Origin of the sequence: Faecalibacterium intestinale, from assembly GCF_040096575.1 — a bacterium.
GTDB lineage: Bacteria > Bacillota > Clostridia > Oscillospirales > Ruminococcaceae > Faecalibacterium > Faecalibacterium intestinale.
This window is the reverse complement of record NZ_JBBMEN010000002.1, coordinates 12,570-28,594: the sequence shown is the minus strand read 5'-3', so window position 1 is coordinate 28,594 and position 16,025 is coordinate 12,570. Positions and strand designations below refer to the sequence as shown.

General features: G+C 57.6%; 14 protein-coding genes. 11 read left to right on the top strand and 3 right to left on the bottom strand.

Annotation, left to right across the window (positions count from 1 at the left end):
- From WMO20_RS01870 to WMO20_RS01820, 11 genes are all read left to right on the top strand, one after another.
- Complete coding sequence (locus WMO20_RS01870; protein WP_117929816.1) at positions 1–1,170, top strand: ABC transporter permease; 1,170 nt, start codon at positions 1–3, stop codon at positions 1,168–1,170.
- 1 nt (position 1,171) lies between these two features.
- On the top strand, positions 1,172–2,089 hold the full coding sequence (locus WMO20_RS01865; RefSeq protein ID WP_097785893.1) for an ABC transporter permease: 918 nt from the start codon (positions 1,172–1,174) through the stop codon (positions 2,087–2,089).
- A 184-nt stretch (positions 2,090–2,273) separates the two neighbouring features.
- The gene (locus WMO20_RS01860) at positions 2,274–2,984 is read left to right on the top strand and encodes a YveK family protein (protein ID WP_349185660.1); all 711 of its coding nucleotides are present in this window, start codon (positions 2,274–2,276) and stop codon (positions 2,982–2,984) included.
- Positions 2,985–2,988: 4 nt separating this feature from the next.
- A complete protein-coding gene (locus WMO20_RS01855) occupies positions 2,989–3,756 on the top strand; it encodes a CpsD/CapB family tyrosine-protein kinase (RefSeq protein WP_349185659.1) in 768 nt (255 codons plus the stop codon).
- A gap of 12 nt (positions 3,757–3,768) precedes the next feature.
- Complete coding sequence (locus WMO20_RS01850) at positions 3,769–4,521, top strand: tyrosine-protein phosphatase (protein WP_349185658.1); 753 nt, start codon at positions 3,769–3,771, stop codon at positions 4,519–4,521.
- Between the two features lie 64 nt (positions 4,522–4,585).
- Entirely contained in the window at positions 4,586–5,374 is a 789-nt protein-coding gene (locus WMO20_RS01845; protein ID WP_316541080.1) for a hypothetical protein, read from the top strand.
- Between the two features lie 528 nt (positions 5,375–5,902).
- The gene (locus WMO20_RS01840; protein WP_112090293.1) at positions 5,903–6,820 is read left to right on the top strand and encodes an ABC transporter permease; all 918 of its coding nucleotides are present in this window, start codon (positions 5,903–5,905) and stop codon (positions 6,818–6,820) included.
- 18 nt (positions 6,821–6,838) lie between these two features.
- Positions 6,839–7,888 (top strand): ABC transporter permease, encoded by a 1,050-nt coding sequence (locus tag WMO20_RS01835; RefSeq protein WP_005923262.1) that lies wholly within the window; start codon positions 6,839–6,841, stop codon positions 7,886–7,888.
- A 14-nt stretch (positions 7,889–7,902) separates the two neighbouring features.
- Complete coding sequence (locus WMO20_RS01830; protein ID WP_005923264.1) at positions 7,903–8,904, top strand: ABC transporter ATP-binding protein; 1,002 nt, start codon at positions 7,903–7,905, stop codon at positions 8,902–8,904.
- A complete protein-coding gene (locus tag WMO20_RS01825) occupies positions 8,901–9,896 on the top strand; it encodes an ABC transporter ATP-binding protein (RefSeq protein WP_005923266.1) in 996 nt (331 codons plus the stop codon). Before WMO20_RS01830 ends, WMO20_RS01825 begins: the two co-directional genes overlap by 4 nt.
- Before the next feature lie 219 nt (positions 9,897–10,115).
- Positions 10,116–11,843: a peptide ABC transporter substrate-binding protein gene (locus WMO20_RS01820; protein WP_349185657.1), complete on the top strand. Its 1,728-nt coding sequence runs from the start codon at positions 10,116–10,118 to the stop codon at positions 11,841–11,843.
- Positions 11,844–12,033: 190 nt separating this feature from the next.
- Here WMO20_RS01820 and WMO20_RS01815 read toward each other — a convergent pair whose 3' ends face one another.
- The 3 genes from WMO20_RS01815 to WMO20_RS01805 form a co-directional block, all read right to left on the bottom strand.
- Positions 12,034–12,792 (bottom strand): hypothetical protein, encoded by a 759-nt coding sequence (locus WMO20_RS01815; RefSeq protein ID WP_349185656.1) that lies wholly within the window; start codon positions 12,790–12,792, stop codon positions 12,034–12,036.
- 383 nt (positions 12,793–13,175) lie between these two features.
- Positions 13,176–14,930, bottom strand: coding sequence for a vWA domain-containing protein (locus WMO20_RS01810; RefSeq protein WP_349185655.1), 1,755 nt, complete (start codon positions 14,928–14,930; stop codon positions 13,176–13,178).
- Positions 14,930–15,850: an AAA family ATPase gene (locus WMO20_RS01805; RefSeq protein WP_349185654.1), complete on the bottom strand. Its 921-nt coding sequence runs from the start codon at positions 15,848–15,850 to the stop codon at positions 14,930–14,932. The genes WMO20_RS01810 and WMO20_RS01805 overlap by 1 nt, the downstream gene beginning before the upstream one ends.
- Positions 15,851–16,025: the final 175 nt, after the last annotated feature.

Sequence of the window (16,025 nt, the reverse complement as noted above, 5' to 3'; positions counted from 1 at the left end):
ATGAATAAGAAAAAACTTTCCCGCAGCGGCAGCCTGCAAAGCTCTGTTACCAGCGTGCTGGCTGCACTGCTGTGCATCCTGATTGGTTTGCTGGTGGGCTTTCTGGTGCTGGTAGCCATCAACCCCGCGCACGCATGGGGCGATGGCTTTGTGCGCATCATCAAGGGCGGCTTCCACGATGCCCCCTACGGCGTGGGCAAGGAGCTTGCCAATGCCGCACCCCTGATTATGACTGGTCTGTCCGTGGCGTTTGCCTTCAAGACTGGCCTGTTCAACATTGGTGCAGCCGGTCAGTACACGCTGGGCGCTTACGGTGCGCTGTACTGCGCCATCATGCTCAAGCTGCCCTGGTTCGTCTGCCTGCTGGCAGCAGCGGTGCTGGGCGGCCTGTGGGGCGCAATCCCCGGTTTCTTCAAGGCCTACTTCAACATCAACGAAGTCATTACTTCCATTATGTTCAACTGGATCGGCCTGTATCTGGTAAATGAGCTCATCTACCAGAACGGTACCGGCCCTATGTACGATGTGCGCAACACCCGTACCTTGAACCTGAGCAAGAACGCCGATTTTGCCCAGTCCCTGATTCCGGACTTCGGCCTGAACAAGCTGTTCCAGACCAACAGCACCACCATTGCCATCTTCCTGGCGGCAGCGGTGGCCGTGCTGATCTGGGTGGTGCTGAACAAGACCACCTTCGGCTACGAGCTCAAGGCCGTTGGTCTGAACAAGAATGCCGCCCGCTATGCCGGTATCAACGAGAAGAAGAACATCATCCTCTCCATGGCCATTGCCGGTGCGCTGGCGGGCTTCGGCGCAGGCCTGTTCTATCTGTCCAACGTGTCCCAGTGGAACCCGCTGAACTCCACCAGCCTGCCGGGCATGGGCTTCAACGGTATCTCGGTGGCACTGCTGGCAAGCTCCAACCCCATCGGTACCGTGTTCTCTGCGCTGTTCATCTCCCATATCTCGGTCGGCGGCTCCTTCCTGTCCACCAAATTTTACCCCACTGAGATCTCGGATCTGATCAGCGGCATCATCATCTACCTGTGCGCATTCTCCATGCTGTTCCGGGGCAAGATCCAGAGTCTGCTGTTCCGAAATGCCGAAAAGACCAACGTGAACGCAGAGCCTGCGCCTGCCGCAGAAAAGACCAAAAAGGAGGGCAAGTAATATGCTGCTTCTGATCAAATATACCCTGCTGTACGGCATCGTGCTGATGCTGGTGGCACTGGGCGGTATGTTCAGCGAACATTCCGGCATCATCAACATTGCGCTGGAGGGCATCATGGTCATCGGCGGTGTGGCCGGTGTGCTTACCCTGACCATGCTGCCTGCAAGCCTTTCGCCCTTCCTTGTGGTGCTGATCTCCATTCTGGTGGCAGCGCTGGCGGGCGTGATCTACAGCCTGCTGCTGGCTTTTGCCTCCATCAACCTGAAGGCAGACCAGACCATCGGCGGCACGGCACTGAACCTGCTGGCTACCGCCATTGCCGTGGTCATCTCCAAGTACTTCAGCGAGAGCGGCAGCGCCAAGCTGAACTACTCCAACAAGCCCTTCCTGTTCAGCATCGGCGGACTGGAGCTCAGCGTGTTCGTGCCGCTGGGGCTGATCTTGCTGGTGGTCAGCTACATCGTGCTGTACAAGACCCGCTTCGGCCTGCGTCTGCGTGCCTGCGGCGAGCATCCGCAGGCTGCGGACTCGGTGGGCATCAACGTTTACAAGATGCGCTACGCCGGTGTCATCCTTTCCGGTGCGCTGGGCGCGATCGGCGGTCTGGCTTATATCGTGCCCCCGGTGCAGACCTGGAACTTTGAAGTCGGCGTGGCCGGTGCAGGCTTTCTGGCACTGGCAGTTATGATCTTTGGCCAGTGGAAGCCCTTCCACATCTTTGGCGCAGCCATGTTCTTTGCTGTGTTCAAGAGCCTTGCCAACATTGCAGACTCCACCTTCCTTGCGCAGCTGCACTGGTCCAGCAACATCTATAATATGATGCCCTTCGTGGCATCCATGGTCATTCTGGCCTTCACTTCCAAGAACAGCATGGCGCCCAAGGCCGAGGGTATTCCCTACGACAAGGGCTCCCGTTAAACGCTTTCGCTAAAAATCCATAAAAAGGGCAAATTTTGTTCATTTGTTTGCCGGCAGAAAATGGCATTTTCTGCTTGTAAAATACGCCGGGATATGTTATCATTAAAAGACGAATGTGTATCTATAGGAACCCGGTGTACATTTCTTGCACTGCGGAACAACAAGAAAGGTGAGTTTCTCTACTATGGACGAAAAAACAACTATGGGACAGCCGCTCCGAAGCATGGAGGACGAGGAGACCATTGATCTGATGGAGCTGGCGCGCCTGCTGTGGGCGCATATTGTGCAGATCGTGGCAGCAGCTGTTGCGGCAGCGCTGATCTGCCTGCTGGTGTGTATGTTTGCGCTTACACCCAAGTATCAGGCTTCTATCAATATGATCGTGAACACCCGGCAGGATAATTCCTCTACCTTTACCAGTGATAACTTCAACTCTGCCAAGAACCTGATCAGCACCTATGCGGTCATCATCAAGGGCAACACCGTGCTGAACGAGGTGATCGACACGCTGGATCTGGATATGACCTACGGCAAGCTGTATAAGATGGTGGAAGTGACCAGCGTGGACTCCACCCAGATCATGCAGATCACTGTCACTGATACCGATGCAGAGCGTGCAGGCGAGATCGCACAGACCATTGCCGACATCGTGCCCGATGTGCTGGTGGAAAAGGTGGAAGCCGGTTCCTGCAAGGCGGTGAGCGATGTGAGCATCGATCCCAACAAGGTGTTCCCCCAGACCAAGAAGTACGTTGTGCTGGCCGGTCTGCTGGGCGCTGTGGTGGTGTGCGGCGTGCTGGTGCTGGCACACCTGCTGCACGATACCATTGTGGATGACGAAGATGTTCAGAAGAAGCTCGGCCTGCCCGTGCTGGGCCTGATCCCGGAGGTGTAAGACGATGTGGAATCTGTTTAACAAAAAGAACAAAACTGACGGCGAGCACCGTACCCTGCAGCTGATCACCGATAAGGGGATGCCCTTTGGCTATGTGGAGGCCTACAAGTCTCTGCGCACCAATCTGGACTTTATGGCGGGCTCCATGGACGTGCACACGTTGGTCATCACCAGTACTGTGCCGGAGGAATCCAAGAGCAACGTGGCAGTCAACCTGGCACTGACGCTGGCCGAAAGCGGCAAAAAGGTGGCTCTGGTAGACTGCGACCTGCGCAAGCCGGTGCTGCACCGCTACCTGAAGGCAGGCCATAACGTAAAGGGCGTTTCCAACGTGCTGTCCAACCAGTGCACGCTGGACGAGGCGCTGCAGGAGCTGAAGGAAATGAATCTGACCTTCCTGCCCGCAGGTACCCCGCCGCCGAACCCCTCCGAGATGCTGAGCCAGCCGCAGATGCAGGCCATGGTCAACACCCTGCGGGAAAAGTTCGATGTGGTCATCTTTGATGCACCCCCGGTGTCCGTGGTCACCGATGCAGCGGTTATCGGCCGCTATGTGGATGGTGCAATGTTTGTGGTGCGCTCGGACTACGCCCCCGCCGATGCAGTGCGCGGCGCGGTGAAGAAGCTGCAGGATGCCGGTGTCCGGGTGCTGGGCAGCGTGCTGACCCGCTACGACATGAAGAAGGCGCTCAAGGGCTCCAGTTACGCATACAGCTATGCCTATAATTACAATTATGCCTACGAAAAACAGAAGGCTGATGTTGCTGAATAAGGAAGCGCTGCTATGACTGATCTGCATTGTCACATTTTGCCCGGCATTGATGACGGCGCAAAGGATACAGCGGTCTCGCTGGAGCTGCTGCGCAGGGAATATGAGGACGGTGTGCGCAATATCGCCTTCACCAGCCACTTCAACAGCGAACGTACCACGGTGGAAGCCTTTACAGCAAAGCGACAGGCTGCCTTTGAGCAGCTGACCGCCGCACTGGAGGGACAGCCCATGCAGTTTGACTTCAAGCTGGGCGCAGAGGTGTTCTTCTCTCCCGGTCTGTGCGAGCTGGATACCCGGGCGCTGTGTATGGGGGATACCGCCTATCTGCTGCTGGAGTTTCCCACCACCCACAAGCCGCACTTTATCCGGCAGACGCTGTACCAGCTGCAGCAGCAGGGCATCGTGCCGCTGATCGCGCATATCGAGCGCTATCCCTATGTGCTGGAGGACCCCACTCTGCTGTACGACTGGGTGGCCGCCGGTGCTTATGCACAGATCAATGCAGGGGCACTGCTGGAGCCCAAGCTGTGCAAAAAACTGTGCAAGTCCATTCAGTGGGGATTGGTCCATGTCATCTCCACCGACACCCATTCCCCGGACAAGCGCCCGCCCCGTATGGCGCAGGGTGTGCAGCAGCTGGAAAAGCTGCTTGGCAAGGAGACGGCTGCCCGCATCGTGCGCAACGGCGATGAACTGTTCCATGATCAGGAGCTGGACGCTGCGACCCTGCATCAGCCCAAAAAGTTTTTGGGAATGTGGGTCTGATCCAATTAGTAAGGAGAAAACTGCCCGGGCGGAGGAATACTCTGCCCGGGCAGCGGATTTTGATATGAAGAAAAATAAGGTCCTGAAAATCGTGTTGATCGTGCTGGGCACGCTGGTGGCATTGTTGGCAGCAGCTGTCCTTGGTGTGCTGCTTTATCTTCGCAGCATGGCAGCCAGTCTGCCGGAAACCCTGCCGGATGCCCCGGCAGACAGCACACAGTTCACCCTGACGGATGATGATTTGGATAAGCTGCTCAGCGGCGAGATCACGCTGGAGGAGCTGACCGGCGAAGCTGCTGCATCCAGCGGCGGGGAACAGGAGGCGGCGGCCAGTGCTCCGCAGGAGGAAGCAGGTTCTGCCGCTTCCTCGGGGAGCTCTGGCTCCCAGACGGAGAGCAGCAATGCGTCCTCTTCCGGCAAGAAGGAGAACACTACCGGCACATCCAGCTCCAGCACTGCTTCTGCCGCAGAAAAACCGGCGTCCTCTTCCGGTAAACAGGAAGCTGCCTACGAGACGGAGGTCAAGGCACTGCTGAAGCAGCTGTACAGTGTCAAGGCGCGCGCTGAGTCGGAGCTGAACAGCTGCATTGCCGGGGCAAAGGCAGAATACAAGGCGCTGCCGGAGTCTCAGCAGACACAGGCGCGCAAAATCTCCATTGCACTGGCGAGAAGCGGCAGACTGTATGCGATGCAGGCATCTTACGATAAGGAAGTGGAGAGCATCGTCAGCCAGATGCGCACTGTGCTGACCGCCAACGGCCAGAGCACCGCCTTGGCTGATCAGGCAATGGCTTCCTATAAGGCACAAAAGAGCGCCATGTACTCCCAGCTGACCGCAAAACTGTACTCCTGACCCGCAAAACGACCCATGACCACCCGCAGCATATCTCCCGGGCACCGACCGTGCCGGAGAGGGGAGCTGCGGGTGGTTTTGCTTGTGATATAGAGAAAAATAGCACCCTTATGGATGGATGGCTCAGGAGCGGAGACGCTGCCTTTTGTACTGATAGGGGAGAACAGATTGTACGTGTCAACGGAACAGTTGCCTGAAAGAACTAAAAAGTAGCACTTTTACTTACAAATAAACAGAAAATTTGTATAAAGTATAAGATTTCACTCATGCTCTGCTGTAATGAAGTGAATTTTTTTCATGTAAATTGACAAAAATCGAGGTTGTCTTTATAATAGATAGAGTGTTTCTCGGGTATGGACGATGGTGTTTATGCAACCGCAAGATGCCATCGTTTTATTATTCGCTTTTCTGTCCGCGTGCCAAGGACAGACGTCCGCTATGTGTGAGGCTGGCGGACTGCGGGAAAGTGTGGCTCGGCCTGAGAGCAAAAACAGTAATTCATTGATAGGATTGGAGTGGCATCAAACGATGGCAAAGTACATCATCAAGCGTGTCGCAATGGGTATCTTCAGTATCTTCATTGTGGCTACGGTTACCTTTTTTGTCATGAACCTGGTCCCCGGTGGCCCGTTCGTGGCAGAAAAGTCCATCAGTGCCGCTGCTCAGCAGGCTCTGGCCGAAAAGTATGGCCTGGATAAGCCGCTGGGTGTGCAGTACGTCAACTACATGGAGAGCCTTTTGCACGGCGATCTGGGTCTGAGCCTGCGTCAGCGCGGCCGTACCGTGAACCAGATCATCGCCAGCAAACTGCCGGTGTCCTGCCGTCTGGCAGGCATTGCAGTGGTGGTGGCTCTGTGCGTGGGCATCCCGCTGGGCTGCATTTCCGCTTACAACCGCGGCAAGTGGCTGGATAACGTTATTATCGTGTTTGCTACCTGCGGCATCGCGATCCCCAGCTTTATCTCCAGCGTGCTGCTTTTGTACCAGTTTGGTATGAACATGAAGGTGCTGCCCACCGTTGGCCTGAACAGCGCAGCCGCCTATATCATGCCGGTCACCGCACTGGCCATCTATCCCTCGGCTTATATCACCCGTCTGATGCGCTCCAGCCTGCTGGACGTCATGGGTCAGGACTATATGCGCACTGCCCGCGCAAAGGGCGTGTCCCAGTTCATGATCCTGTTTAAGCACGCACTGCGCAACGCCATCCTGCCTGTCATCACCTACGTCGGCCCCATGCTGGCCAGCCTGATGACCGGTTCTTTTGTGGTGGAAAAGATCTTCTCCGTGCCCGGTCTGGGCCGCGACTTCGTGTCTGCTATCACCAACCGTGACTACACCATGATCATGGGCACCACCATCCTGCTGTCCAGCATGGTCATCATTGCAAACGTGATCGTGGATATCCTTTATAAGATCATCGACCCGCGCATCAAACTGCAGTAAGAGAAAGGAGCGATTTTCATGGAAAACATTAAAAAGAATCCGCTCAGCCTGCAGCTCAACGCGGAGGATTTTCTGCCCGCCAGCAATGAGGAAAAGCAGAGCCTGGTGGTCATGCGCGAAAGCGTCAACTTCTGGAAGGACGGTATCCGCCGCCTGAAGAAGAACAAGATCGCCATGGTCAGCTTTGTGTTCATCATTGCCATTGCCATCTTTGCCTATCTGCTGCCCGCTGTCTGGCCTTACAGCTATTCCGAGCAGATGAAGGGCAGCAACAACCTGAAGCCCTTCGAATACTCTGCCTCCGAGCAGGCGCGTATCGACGCAGGCGAAAAGGTGTTCCCGCACATTCTGGGCACCGACCGTATGGGTCGTGACTTCGCTGTGCGTATCATGATGGGCACCCGCGTCAGCCTGTCTGTCGGTCTGATCGCTTCTGTGCTGGTGCTGATCATCGGCGCTACCTATGGTGCGGTTGCGGCCTTTGCCGGCGGCTGGGTGGACAATATCATGATGCGTATTACAGATATTCTGTACACCATCCCCGATATTCTGCTGATCATCCTGCTGGGCATGGCCCTGAAGGACCCGCTGGACAAGCTGTCCACCCAGCCTGGCTTCAAGTGGATGCAGACCCTTGGCCCCAACATGATCTCCATCTTCATCATCTTTGCTCTGCTGTACTGGGTCGGCATGGCGCGTATCGTCCGCAGCCAGATCCTGATCCTGAAGGAGAGCGAGTACGTTACCGCTGCCCGCGCACTGGGCGCATCCAGCGGCCGTATCATCAAAAAGCATCTGCTCACCAACTGCATCGGTACTCTGATCGTTACCACCACTCTGCAGATCCCGGCTTCCATCTTCACCGAGAGCTACCTGAGCTTCATCGGTCTGGGTGTTGCAGCCCCGCTGCCTTCTCTGGGTTCTCTGGCTACCGATGCCGTCAAGGGCATGAACACTTACCCCCATCTGCTGATCGCCCCCGCACTGATGATCAGCGTGATGATCCTTGTGTTCAACCTGTTCGGCGATGGCCTGCGCGATGCCTTTGACCCGAAGCTGAAGAATTGATGAGGTGAACAGAAATGAGCGAGAAAATTCTTGACATCAAAGAAGAACGCCTTTCTTTCTTCACCCCTGCGGGCGAAGTAAAGGCACTGAACGGCGTTTCCTTTACCATGAATCAGGGCGATGTTCTGGGCGTTGTGGGTGAGTCCGGCTCCGGTAAGTCGGTCACCGCCTACTCCGTTATGGGCCTGACCGCTTATCCCGGCAAGCTGGTGGGCGGCAAGGTGTGGTTCAACGGCCACGAGATCGAGAACATGAAGGAGAAGGACTTCCGCAAGATCCGCGGCAACGAGGTCTCCATCATCTTCCAGGACCCCATGACCAGCCTGAACCCGGTGTACACCATCGGCAACCAGATCGTGGAGGTCATCCGCCTGCACACCGATAAGAACAAGGCCGATGCATGGGCACGCGCCAAGGAGCTGCTGGAGCTGGTTGGCATCAATGAGCCTGAGAAGCGTCTGAAGCAGTACCCCCACGAGCTGTCCGGCGGTATGCGCCAGCGTGTGATGATCGCCATTGCACTGGCCTGTGAGCCCAAGCTGCTGATTGCTGACGAGCCCACCACCGCATTGGACGTGACCATTCAGGCACAGATCCTTGAGCTGATGCAGGATCTGCGCAAGAAGCTGGGCATGAGTATCATCATGATCACCCACGATCTGGGCGTTGTGGCTTCCATGTGCGAGAAGATCGCCGTCATGTACGCCGGCCACATTGTGGAGTACGGCACCACCGACGAGATCTTCTACCAGCCGGGTCACGAGTACACCAAGGGTCTGATCAACTCCATCCCCAAGCTGAACACCGCAGAGCACGAGCGCCTTGTGCCCATCGAGGGTACCCCTGTGGACCTGCTGAATCCGCCGGCCGGCTGCCCCTTTGCGCCCCGCTGCAAGAACTGCATGAAGATCTGTCTGAGCAAGATGCCCCCGCGCACCGAGCTCAGCGATACCCACTATACCTACTGCTGGCTGCAGCAGAAGGCTGCATTTGAGAAAGGGGAAAAGGCAGAATGAGTGAACACAAGACGCTGGTCGAAGTCCAGCACCTGCAGCAGTATTTCCCCGCCGGCGGTGTGGGCAAGAACCGCAAGTACGTTCAGGCTGTGGATGACGTAAGCTTTGCCATCCGCAAGGGCGAGACCCTTGGTCTGGTAGGTGAGTCCGGTTGTGGCAAGACCACCACCGGCCGCACCCTGCTGCGCCTGTACGAGCCCACCGGCGGTAAGATCTACTATGACGGCAACCTGCTGTTCGATAAGGACAACAAGATCGCAGTGGATATGCTGCCCTACCGCCGCCGGATGCAGATCGTTTTTCAGGATCCCTACGCAAGTCTGGACCCCCGCATGACCATTGGCGACATCGTGGGCGAGGGCATTGATATCCATCATCTGGCCGAGAACGAAAAGGACCGCCACGATAAGATCATCGCTCTGCTGGAGCGCGTTGGCCTGAACAGCGAGCACGCAAACCGCTACTGCCACGAGTTCTCTGGCGGTCAGCGTCAGCGCGTGGGCATTGCCCGTGCACTGGCTGTGAACCCCGAGTTCATCGTTTGTGACGAGCCTGTTTCCGCACTGGACGTTTCCATTCAGGCACAGGTCGTCAATATGTTCGAGGATCTGCAGCAGGAGATGGGTCTGACCTACCTGTTCATCGCCCATGACCTGAGCGTTGTCAAGCACATCTCCAACCGCATCGGCGTGATGTATCTGGGCAAGATGGTGGAGCTGGCCGACAGCTACGAGCTGATCACTCACAGCATCCACCCCTACACCCGCAGCCTGATCTCCGCAATTCCGGTGGCAGACCCCATTACGGCCCGCCAGTCCAAGCGTATCGTGCTGCAGGGCGATGTGCCCAGCCCCCTGAACCCGCCGTCCGGCTGCCGTTTCCGCACCCGCTGCCCCTATGCAGACGAGCAGTGCGCCAACGAGGTGCCCGAGTTCAAGGAAGTCTCCACCGGCCACTGGGCAGCCTGCCATCACCTTGACCGCGTGAAGTGAGAACACTTCACACCAGTAAAAGGTGAAAGCAATTCAACTTAGCGCTGAAATGTTGTCACAAAATGGTTACAGTCCAAGTTTTGGACTTGTAACCGGCATGAGAACGCATTATAATCATTCGTGTTCCTCCGGTGTACAAATTATTTGCACCGGATCGAATATAGAGGCGGCTGGGGCAACCTGGCACACTCAAATTTGATATAAGGGAAGGATATTATTATGAAACGCATTTCTCGTCGTAATTTCCTCAAGGTTGCAGGCGTGGGTGCCGCTGCTCTGGGTCTGGCAGCCTGTGGCGGCAGCAAGTCCGGTTCTACCGCAACCTCCGGCACTGCTTCTTCCGCTGCTGGCTCTTCTACCGGCAGTGTCAACACCGCTGGCTTCACCGTCCAGTACGGCCCCAACCCCGAGACTCTGGATCCCTCTTTGAACAGCGCTGTTGATGGCGCCAACACCATCATCACCATCTTCGAGCCCCTGCTGATCATCAACGAGAACAACGAAGTTATTGGTGGCCAGGCTGAGAGCTGGGAAGAAAGCGAGGACGGCCTGACCTGGACCTTCACCATGCGTGACGGTCTGAAGTGGAGCGATGGCACCGACCTGACCGCTAAGGACTTCGAGTACAGCTTCAAGCGTATGGCTGATCCTGCTACCGCTGCTCCCTATGCAGCGACCTGCCTGGGCATGATCGACGGCTACGACGCAGCTGCCGGCTTCCCCGATGCAGACGGCAACCCCACTGCAGAGCCCAACCCCGATGCTCTGAACGTTAAGGCAAGCGATGACGGCAAGACCCTGACCATCGTGCTGTCCTACCCCTGCTCCTACTTCGACAAGATGGCCGCATTCGCATCCATGAGCCCTGTGCAGCAGGCTACCGTTGAGGCCAACGGCGATGCATGGTGCACCTCCGCTGAGACCTTCGTCTCCAATGGCCCCTACATGATCACCGAGTGGACTCCCTCCGAGCGTATCGTCCTGACCAAGAACCCCAACTACGTTGGCGGCTGGGACAGCTCCAAGATCGTTTCCGACAGCATCACCCTGCTGCTGCTGGAGGACTCTTCCGCTTCCTTCGCTGCTTATAACAGCGGCGAGGCTGTCCTGATCAAGGACGTGCCCACCGACGAGATCCCCAGCCTGACCAAGGCAGAGGACGGCGGCGACTTCTATGTTGACACCATTCTGGGCACCTACTACATCAGCATGAACCTGCAGCGCGATGCCTTCAAGGATGCCAAGGTCCGCAAGGCTCTGGCTCTGGCTATCGACCGCGACTACGTTGCCAACACCATCATGCAGGGCACCTACTCTGCTGCTTCCAACATTGTCGGCCCTGGCATCGTGGACGAGAACGGTTACTTCTACGACAACGCGAACGGCGGTTCTCCCTACATTGCTGATGACTACGAGGCAAATATGGCCGAGGCTAAGAAGCTGCTGGAAGAGGCTGGCTACCCCAATGGCGAGGGCTACCCCACCATCGAGTACAGCACCAACGATTCCGGCTACCATGTGCCTCTGGCAGAGTACCTGCAGCAGACTTGGGGCGATCTGGGCATCACTTTGAGCATCAGCAAGATGGAGTGGTCTGCCTTCACCGCTGCTCGCCGTGCCGGCGAGTACGATGTTGCCCGTAACGGCTGGGTCATGGACTACAACGATCCTTCCAACATGATCGAGATGTTCTGCACCGACAACGGCAACAACGATGGTAAGTACTCCAACCCTGACTTCGATGCTGCTATGGAGGCTTCCAAGGTTGCTGATGTCGCCGAGCACTTTGCTCAGCTGCATAAGGCTGAGGACATCCTCATGGAGGATATGGGCTGCATCCCCGTTGCTTACTACAACGACTTCTGGCTGCAGAGCTCTTCTCTGAAGGGCGTCTGGCACAGCCCCTACGGCTACTGGTACTTCCAGTACGGCTACATCGAGGAGTGATCTCCTCCCTGTGCTGTGCAGCGTAAGCTGAACCGTAAACTCTAAGCACTAAGCACCCCGCTGACCGGAAACGGTTGGCGGGGTGCTTTTTTGCTGTTGTTTTGTAAAAAAAAGACAAGTGCTCGGTTTCGCCGATGCACTCGTCTTTTATATGTAAACCAGATTGAAAAGGTGAAAAGGTACCATGTGCTTACACGGCAGCCATGGCAGCCAAAACGCTCTGCCAGCTCTTGCTGCGTGCGGCAGGCACTGGGGCAGAGCGGGTGCACCGTGCAGCAGGGACACTATGACCGGTCGCAGAGGATACCGTCAGGGCAGGGGAGGGGCAGAAGAACACAGCAGTGTCCTTTGCCAGCCACTGCGCAGCCAGTGCAGCGGCCTGCGGGTCAGACTGCAACGCGCGGCGCTCGTTCCCGGCCAGAAAATCAGCCAACCAGTACAAAATTGCGGCCAGCGGCAGGCAAGGGGAAGCGTCCTGATTCCAGTAGCTCCAGCGTGCACCGCAGCCAAGGTGACTTTCCACTGTGATCTGTGCGCCGGTGCGGGCATTCTGCGGGATGGCACCGATATAATTTGTACCGGCACGCTGCCCCAGCTCCTCTATAAGGCGCTGGGTACGGGCAGCATCCAGCCGATCCTCCCGGCAGTAGGCGCGGAAGTCGGTCTGGCTGAGCAGGCTGTCGGCACTGGACGGAAAACGCCCGGTCAACTGCCCATCCGCATTGTGGCACAGCTGCCAGCCCTTGCGGAACAGCTGGAAATTCAGGCAGCGCCGCCCCATGGTGGAGTAGCACACAAGGGCGCTTTGCTCCCCGGGCAGCTGTTTTACTTCAAGATAGGCATCGTTGCCGCAGGTATCCTGCAAACGGACGGTAAGCAGCAACTGTGCACCGGCGTGCTGGGTGGACATGGCGTTGTGCATGGCGTCAAAATAACGGGAAGCGTCCATGATTGATCTCCTTCCTATAGCAATTCAACTTTTTAATGCAACAGCAACAACGTTGAATTGCATATCGCAAATATGCTGTTTGAATGTTGCACTAATTTCTTGCCTTGCGATAAAAGCAAACAGCGAAACGTTGTAAAAGTGCCAGCCGGGTGATCGGGCCGTCAGGCTGCATAAAACTTCTCTGAACGTAGTATAGCATACTTTTGAATGAAAAACAACTGTAAGTTTTCCAAAACAACAAATTTTTGCAAAAATCTACAGCACATTGCAAACAAAAGTTCAAAGTATGGTTGTGCACTGAGATGTGCGGTTGTAAAAAAATGACCCCTGCGGGAGATGCCGGCTAAGGCCGGAACTGCTCCCACAGGGGTCGCTTTGTTTTTTCAATCGCCAAGTTCCCGGATCTCGTTCTGGATCAGCCGTCCGGCAGCGCGGGCAAGCTGATCCATGCCGCGGATGCGTGCCATATTTTTGCCGTAGATCTGCGCGGCGGCACCGGCGCTGCTGTCCTCGCCCATAAAAACGGCAGACACCCGCACGCCCTGCCGCTGTAAGGTGCGCACCTGTGCGGCGGTATCGGCTACACCGGCGGCGTCCTCGTAGGCGCAGCCCAGCGGGTTCTCCGCTGTGGGTGGGATGCGGCGGCTGTCGTTGGGGCTGGCGTCGGTCAGCAGGATCATCAGGTGGCGCGGGGCGGGGCCGGGGGCGTACCGGATCAGGTCGCCCGCCGCCCGCAGCGCCAGACCGTCCCGGTTCCAGCCCGAGGCGAAGTAGCGGAAGATATTCTGCCGGTTTTTGTCCGCAAAGCCTTTCAGCACCCGCAGCACCGTATAGCCCCGCAGACTGCTGAAGGCGCTTACCCGCACCGGAATGCCGCAGTTGGCCAAGCTTTCGGCCAGAATGGCACCCTGCGCCGCGATCACCTCCTGACAGTGCAGGCGGGAAGCGGAAGCGTCCAGCAGCAGATCCACCGTAAAGGCGGGACAGTTCTCCTCCTCCGGGCACAAAAACACCCGGTCGTCGTTCAGGTAAGGGGCGCGCCACACCCGCCCGGCGCACAGATCACCGCTGCGTGCTATCCGCTGGTCGGGCTGCTGATGCACCAGAATGCAGTTGCGGATCTGCTCGGTAAGGCGCAGCACCACGCTGCGGTGCAGCTCCTGATTTTTGGCATAGTAGGCGCGGTTGCGTTCGGCCTGCAATTCGGCCTGCTGTGCCAGCTGCCGCGCTTCCGGGGTGGGGGCCTGTGCCGGGCTGGGAACCCCGGCGCTGAACCACAGATGACAGCCCAGATGCACTCCGGTGCACAACTCCTGTTCGGCCTTGCGCAGCTGCTCCGGCGGGTAGAAGCAGTGCCCGAAGCAGCTTTCGATGTAGGCACGATCCTGCGCGGCGCGCTGCTTTAGAGTGATGTTTGCCCGGCGCTTGTCCACCGCCAGTCCGCTGCCTGGGGCATCCACCGCGCCGGAATGCTCCACCGTCACCCGGTCGGTCTTGATCATCTGGGTGGGCATGGTTTTGGTGGCAAGCTTCGTCCAAAAGCCTTGCAGCCGCAGATGCAGCGCGGGCTTTTGGCGTACCTCGCCGTCAAACAGGGCAAATTTTGCATACAGCGCCAGCAGGTCGTTTTTGAGCTGTGCCGGTTCCGGTACGGTCTCCGGTGCCAGTGCTGCGGCAAGGCTGCTCTCGTAAGGGGTCATGACCGGGGCGGTGCGTCCCAGCACCTTGCGCCAGCGTGCAGCCTGCATGGTGTACACCAGCTGGTTTTTCGCCATCCACTCCTGCCGCGAAAGCTTGTACTGGATGGCAAAAAAGTAGTCCGCGTGGGCAAACCGCAGCGCTTCCAGCACCGGGCGGCGGGGCAGCTCCAGCCGGTAGGCGGCGTTTTCTAAGTACAGCCACGCCATATCGTCCAGCATGGGCTGGCGCGTGTCGCCCTCCCATGCGGAAAAAATGTCCCGGATTAGCGCGTCACCGTAGTATTTGTGCACCAGCCCCACGATGCAGTTCATGTAAAAATCAATGGTGCCGTCCGTGTTGCGGGCCAGAAACAGCGGCTCGAAGCCGTAAGCACCAGCAGCGGCCCAGACCTGATTGGCCGCACGCCGCTCCTGCGCGGTGTAGCTCTGGGCGTCCATCAGGCAAACAGCTTTCCGGCATCCAGCTTGGCCGGGATGCGCGCGGCGATCACGTCCCGGATCAGTCCCTGCTCGTAGGAGTCAAAGGCCTTGTTGGTGATGCCCATATCCAGCGCCGCCCCGGCGGGGATGCCCCTGCGGATCAGCCGCAGCGCGTCCAGCATACCGCGCAGATCCAGCGCCTTGGTGGAGATCTCGGCACTGTCGCACTTTTTCTGCAGGTCCAGAAACAGCAGTGCGAACTGGTGCACATACTTTGCGGCAAGATCCGGGAACTGCGCCCGCAGTAGCTTTTCCAGATTATCCTGCGTGATGGTGGGCATCTGCACCACCGCAAAGCGGGAGGTGAGCGCTTCGTTCAGCTCCCGGGTGCCCGCGTAGCCGTAGTTCATGGTGGCAATAAAGCGGGTCTCCTCAGCCAGCGGGATGCGGTCGTACCCGGGCACGTCGATGGCGCGGCGGAAATCCAGTACCGCGTGCAGCACCGCCAGCGCCTCGTTTTTGGCCATGTTGATCTCGTCCAGCACGCCAAAGCCGCCGCACTGTGCGCAGCGGTACACCGGCCCGGGACGGAACACTACCTGCCCGCCCGCAAAGGTATCCATGCCGATGAGGGAGACGGCGTCCATGTTTACATGAAAGGAGATGTCCCACGCGGGGCGGCCAAAGGCGGCGGCAAGATTTTCTGCCAGCACGTTTTTGCCGGTGGCCTTTCCGCCGGCCAGCAGCAGGTTTTCGCCGCAGAGGATAGCCGCCAGCGCCTGCTCCCACACCTCTTTGCCGTAGTAGATAAAGGCAGGGGCGGGGATACGCGGGCGCAGCGTCTCGCTGAGCGGATGGGCGGCGCGGTATTCCTGCACCGCCGTAAGCAGGGCGGGGTCCACCCCTTCCTGCCGTAAGGTATCCAGAATATCCGACATTTGTACAAACACCTCGATCTCTGACCGGGTGGGATGAACTGCCCGGTTTTCAGCCTTATCATAGCACAATCGCGGCCATTTGTGTAGGGGGCGTGCAGGGCAAAAACACAAAGAGGGGCAGCCCCAAGATCGGGGCTGCCCCTCTTCACATGAAAAAGAAGAAAAGAAGAAACGC